At 55.8% G+C, this 6,149-nt stretch carries 4 protein-coding genes; 2 read left to right on the plus strand and 2 right to left on the minus strand.

Translation table 11 applies throughout. The features are described 5' to 3' along the window. Nucleotides 1–22: 22 nt before the first annotated feature. Both ACK5JN_RS06355 and ACK5JN_RS06360 read right to left on the minus strand, forming a co-directional pair. Nucleotides 23–2,302 (minus strand): hypothetical protein, encoded by a 2,280-nt coding sequence (locus ACK5JN_RS06355; RefSeq protein ID WP_416869378.1) that lies wholly within the window; start codon nucleotides 2,300–2,302, stop codon nucleotides 23–25. 132 nt (nucleotides 2,303–2,434) lie between these two features. Further along, nucleotides 2,435–3,160: a hypothetical protein gene (locus tag ACK5JN_RS06360; RefSeq protein WP_416869379.1), complete on the minus strand. Its 726-nt coding sequence runs from the start codon at nucleotides 3,158–3,160 to the stop codon at nucleotides 2,435–2,437. Nucleotides 3,161–3,292: 132 nt separating this feature from the next. On the opposite strand from ACK5JN_RS06360, the gene ACK5JN_RS06365 reads away from it, so the two are divergent. Both ACK5JN_RS06365 and ACK5JN_RS06370 read left to right on the plus strand, forming a co-directional pair. Next, nucleotides 3,293–4,471 (plus strand): phage tail protein I, encoded by a 1,179-nt coding sequence (locus ACK5JN_RS06365; RefSeq protein ID WP_416869380.1) that lies wholly within the window; start codon nucleotides 3,293–3,295, stop codon nucleotides 4,469–4,471. After that, the coding region (locus tag ACK5JN_RS06370; RefSeq protein ID WP_416869381.1) for a phage tail protein at nucleotides 4,461–6,149 on the plus strand (1,689 nt) is incomplete at its 3' end. The genes ACK5JN_RS06365 and ACK5JN_RS06370, both read left to right, overlap by 11 nt.

Genomic DNA, 6,149 nt, shown 5'->3' on the forward strand with positions numbered 1-6,149 from the left:
TTAAAGCGCATTTAAAACGGGTTTATCTCTGGCTGGGGCGCAGGTGGTCGTTTCCGTTCATGACCTGCTCAAGCGCGTACTGTAGCGCCTGAATCAGTTCCGGCGTGGACTGACGCAGGGCATCTTCCACAGACTTGCTGATTTCTTCCGGGGCCGCTGACATAGCCTGGATGGCTATCTGTGGCGAAAAATTCAGTTCAATGGGGGGCGGGCTGTCGCCTGGGGAGGATGCAAGCGTCTCTGTACCCGGCGTCAGCGCCTGTAATTTTTTGTCGGCGTCGCTGCTTTCGTCCCCGTTCCACCAGGAATACAGCCCTTTACCGAGTTCATCACCACTCCATTCACCGATAGCGCCGCCAATAAGTCCACCGATGGCCGTACCGATACCAGGAAGGATGGCCGTACCGATTGCAGCACCGCCAGCGGCCCCGGCAAGAGCGCCCCCAATGCCGCCCACGTCCCCGGAGGCGCTTTTCATATCGCCATTCTGGTAATCATTCCAGGCTTCGTATCCGCCAAAGCCGATAGTCGCCAGCGGACCAAGTTTGCGCAGACCAAGGCCAATGCCTTTAGCTGCGCCGCCCATGGCTTTTGTCGCACCGCTGCCGACACGGCCCAGCATGCCGGGGGACTCCTCCAGTGCGCCGTTCATTGCGTTGCCCAGTCGGGCACCTCGCAGCCAGCCACCCAGACCGCGACCGGCGCTGGTGGCCGCTTCATCAGAAACGCCGCCGCGCAACAGGCGAAGCCCGGCACCAATCATGCGTTTTTTTCCCCACACACCGGCACCGAAGGCCAGCGCAGCGGTGCCCATCACTGCACCTGAGGATAACCCCTGATGCGCCCCGGCAAACTCCGATGCGGCCAGCGACAGATCGCGGATTTTGCCCGTCAGTCCGTCGACATTTTTCAGGGCGTCGGCGCTTGCATCTGACACCCCCTGCATTGCTGCTTTACCGCCAGCTTCAAGATTTTCCTTGTCGGTCAGAAAGTCCTGTATCTCGTTAAAGGTTTTGTCGTAGTCCCCCAGCAACGCATCAGGATTTACCAGCGCTTTCCCCATCGCCGTTGCCGCACCCACGCCGGAATCCTCCGTCAGCATAGTGCCGCCAATCAGGGTGGAAATAGGCTGTACGGCCATCGGAGACTTTTTCCGAACTTCGCCAAGTAGCTGGTACAGCTCACCCACGTTTTTGGTGGTGTCGCGGTTGTGGAGCTGGTTATCCCGGAACTGGTACAACGCATTGGTGACGCGACGCCGCAGCCCTGTATCGGTAATGTCAGCCACCGCGCCCGCTTTTTTTCCCACACCGACAAGCTGACCGAACATCGCCGGGTCGGTCAGCCTGGCGGTGTAGGTCTCCTTCATGGAGTCGGCAATCTTGTCGTAGTTGAAGACGTCATTCTTCTGGCCCGCGATAAGTTGCGCGAAGAACTGCTCCGGCTTCACGCCCCGTGATGCCAGGTTGCCGTAATACTCCTGGACGGTATCGAGCAGGTCATGCTTGACGTCGCCGCCTTCCCGGAACGTTTTGTACATCAGCGAGGCGGCTTTCTGCGGGTTCACGCCTTTGCGGATCATCGCAGACATGGCCCCGACGATTTCCTCGTTGCTGTACGCCTCTGAGCCGTCAGCATTGCGCGTCAGCGTCTGGAAGCGCAGCGCCGCATTCACCGCCGACTGGTTGTCTTTCCCTTTTAGTCCGGCCTGCTGGTTAAACATCGTCTGCGTGCCGATGATGTTGGGTTGCTCGACGTTGTACGTTGCCGCCATCCGCTTACGAAAAGCCCGCTCCGCCTGGCTGCTGATTTCTTCCCGCGAGTAGTTCGTCAGGCGCAGCATGGATTTTTCCGTCATCTGCGTACTGTTCCCCGCAGACCATAACCCCTTGAGGGCACCGGCGGACACGTATGACGTCAGCCCACCGATGATCAGGTCTTTCAGATCCTGCTGGGCTTTGAGCTGCTCGTTAGTGCGCTTGACCTCGCGCCCGAGCCGTTCCTGCTCTTTGGCGGCGTTGCCCGCGTTGACGCCTGCGCGTTTCAGCTTGTCCGACAGGCCATCAACCACGCGTTCCTGCTCTTTAATTTCCCTCGTGGTGGAGTTGCTGGACTGGACCATCCTGTCCAGTGCCTGAGCGGATTTGTTGTAGGCGCTGACGTCTGAAAATGTCGTCTGGGTTTTTGTTGCCTGTTTATCCAGCTTGTCGATCTCTTTTTCAACTTTACGCGCAGACTGCGTAAACATGTCTTTTAAGCCCACGACAAGCTCAAGGGAAAAGTCATCACCGCTATCGGCCATTGCTGATTACCTCCATCAGATACAGTAATTCCTGCCAGCTCATATTCAGTATTTCCGCATAAGATGCCCGGCGTATTTTGGGGTGCGTCAGATAATCAACGGCCTTTTTTAATGTTTCCCCTCTGACGTGGATCAGGCCGGAGACTTTCCCAGCAGACGATTCAGTCGAAGCAGGTCGGGATAAATAAAGTTATTAATAATAAACTCAACCGGAATATTAACCTGATTAACCAGCACCGGCTTTCCGTCGATTTCAGACAGTGAACCAAAGACCATTGTCCCTGCCGCAATTCCGGCGATGATGCCGTCGCCAAACGCATGGCCCCAGCGCTCCATCGAATAGCCGCGAGCGTCAATGTGATCGCGCACGACCGGGCGGCGAACGCGCAGCGCCGCGTTGACGGTGGTGTCCTGGTATGTGTAGTCCTGATACAGTGGAATCATGTCTTTATTTACGGCGGCGATGAGCTGCGGTTCAGTGTGCGGCGATTTGATGCCTTTCCCCATCAGGGCATTCAGGCGGACAATATCGTCGTAGGCGAAATTGTCGATAATGAAATCAACAGGGATTTCACAGGGGTTGCTCAGCGTCAGCACGTCGTCTTTGTCGCTTTCAGCGTGGCCGAACTGTAACGTAGCCGTGGCAATGGATGACACCAGCACGTCGGTAATTTCATCGTTAAACATCTCAGTGCTGTAACGTAATGCATTAAGACGGTCAGCCACAACGGGTGTGCGAACACGACGGGCGGCATTAATTGTTTTACCGCCTTCAAAATCATATTTAAGCAGCAGTGTCGCAATATCAAATTTATCAATATTACGGGCTAATTCTTTATTGCTGTTTTTCTCTGACATTTTAATTATGCTCGGCTGGTTTATCTGGTAGCGTATATTTTATTGCGCCCCTGTTTTTCTCCTGGTAGTTCTACCAATCGTTATTCCCGCCATTGGTATGCTTTCGCTATTCCGTCACGAGCGAACCAGAACATGATCCCGTCCAGACTACTTAAAGACACCTCCCGAAAGGCCATCAGCGAAATCTGCTACGACGAACTGGCGGCGCTGGTGCCGCTGATGAAAAAGCTGCACATCCTCGACGTTGACAATGTTGATGAGCGGTTTCTGCCGTTCCTGGCGGCATGGTTCCGGGTGGAGTACTGGGACGACAGTCTGAGCACTGACCTGAAACGCCAGAAGGTGAAAGAAGCGCTGGCCGTTTTTCGCCTGCTGGGGACGCCTACTTCCGTGGACCAGACGCTGAATTTTCTGGCAGATGCTTACGGCGTATCGCTCACGCTGCGTGAGTGGTTCGAAATGTCCCCGGAGGGGCAGCGCGGTACGTTTGAAGTATTGCTCAGTACTGCCCGCTCTGGTGCTGTGCTGGATAACGGTATTTACAACCGCATTGAAGCCGGTGTCGAACGTAACAAGCGCAAGTCCCAGCACTGGGGGCTGCGGGTGTCCAGTGAGAATCAAGGGGATGTGATCCTCGCGGGGTGGATGCGGGCTAATGAGACCGTGTCACTCATGCCAGCCCTTGAGCTTATCGGCGTGGGCGTCAACGACTGGATGACGTCTGACTTTTCCCCCACAACCTCATTTGTCGGTGCAGTTTACAGCCTGGTTATTCAGGGCGCTATGGGTGCACTGACGTACAGCGTCACCAACGGCAGCGCAACAGTGAACGATGCCGGTGATGTGACCATTACCGGGCCGGGAGCTGTTACGGTAACTGCTACTGACGGCTACGGCAGACAAGCAGTGCACAGCATTTCGCCGGTGCTGTGGTTTATCCAGGACGGTTCTGTCGGGGTAGCGAGTAATACGGAACCAGAAGAATGGGCCGCATCGTTCGGCGGACGCATTCCTGATATTGATGAAATGACCAGTACAATATCATCCGGGCGACATATGGGTTACCTGTATGGTGAATGGGGGGATCTGTCTGTATTTGGCTGGAATTTCAGTGAAACAGCAACCGATCCCCTGAACAAGTATCCGGCAACGCAGGTAAACGAATATGGTGTGCGCAAAATAGTTTATTTATGTGGCGAATACGCCCGAAGAACGGGGGATATTGGACCATCGGACCTGACGCCTTGCAGTCGCTGTTGCGTGATTGAGGCCCCGGGCGCAACGAAAAATGAGGTAGGCAATGTCGAATGATTTAGTGCTGACGGCTGTCGGTGCAGCAGAAATAGCGGCCGCGTATAACGCGGGTGAAGTGGTCGAAATTACAGAGATGCAAATCGGCGACGGTGGCGGTGCCCCGGTTACTGCAGACCCGACCACCGAAGAGCTGGTAAATGGTTTTGGTTCAGAGCCATTCTCGGTGGGTCACAATGATGAATATATGATTTCGGGATCGGCGGTGGCTGTCGCTGCGACGTACCCCGGAAAGGTGATCCGTGAACTGGGGCTGATGAGCAGCAAAGGTACGCTCATCGCGTACGGTGCCTACCCGGAGACCTGGTTGCCCGGTAGTAGTGACAGCGTCATGAAATCGGTCACGATCAACTTCATGATGCCGATTGTGCACGCCGAAAGCGTCACGCTGGTTATCGACCCGAACGTCGCTGTTCTGACGCCCGCGATTGCTGATGAACGCTACCTGCGCCAGGACAAGCTGCTGGAAGAGATAGCGGACCAGGGAGGAGCTGCGCAGGCAGCGGCGCGGGGGCATCTTGCACTGGGCGAACTGGCGACGAAAGATTCACTCACGGCCAGAGATACCGGCGCACTTCCGCTTTACCCGACCCCTCTGGCCGTTGACCTGAATACGCTGGGGGCAGCGGAATCCGCAGGCGTCTATTGCCAACAAATGGATGCTAACGCATTACCTGAACTGAACTACCCCATCGCGCAGTCCGGCACGTTGCTGGTTACCCCTTCCGCTTATGGTTGTCAGCAGGAGTACACAACTTTTAGTACAGGCCAGAAGTTTGCGCGAGGTCTGACAACCGGTTTTGATGGCGTCAGCGGCCCATGGGGACCGTGGCGTCAGTATTTTGGCGATTCGAACGCGCCACCGTACCCCGTGACCAGCGTCAACGGTATGACAGGGGTCGTGGTCATACCTGCGCCTGATTTATCCGGGTACGAAACCATCGCGGATGCCAATGCGCGATTTGTTACAGCGACGCGCTTTGGGGCGAATATGTCAACCACCTGGGGGAGTGGTGGCGGTACCGCTCCTGCTGGCTGTGCGCTTACTGGCGGTAACTTTGACAACGATACGGAGTATCCAATCTACGCGTACCTGCAATACTGCGTTAACGGCGTCTGGATTAACGCTACGGGGGGCGTTGGTAGCCCGTCGCACGTTTCGGCAAATCACTATCAGTCAGTGCCAGAAGCCGGGGTTACACAATTACTCAACCTCAGACCCTACAGCCGAAACAACCCGGAACTGCCAGGAGTGCAGCATTATATCGACGAAAACGGTTTTGACTGGTTTGAGGCCGCCGCTGCATTACGCGGCCCGGTATTTATTGCGTACTCGCCTGCTGATGGCGTGATTATTCAGATTGCAGATCCCAGCCTGCCGGATACAGATGCGTACTCTCTGCACCCGGACAGTGTGAATATCGCGGGACTGGATTCACTGCCTGACGGGTGCAGTATTGATGGTTCGTGGTTTTTTGACGGCGAGACGGTATACCGGGATATCACGGTTATTTTACCCCGGCTATATCAGCGTAACCGGCAGCGCCGTGACGACCTGCTGGCAAAATGCATCAGTTACGCCACCGCAATTCAGTTCAGCGCCGCACGCAATACCGCACGGACAGGTGATGATGACGCAATTCAGGCGCTGCACCGCGTGGCTGACGAACTGCGCGAC

The organism is Kluyvera sp., from assembly GCF_047971185.1.
In the GTDB taxonomy this organism is placed as follows: Bacteria; Pseudomonadota; Gammaproteobacteria; order Enterobacterales; family Enterobacteriaceae; genus Kluyvera.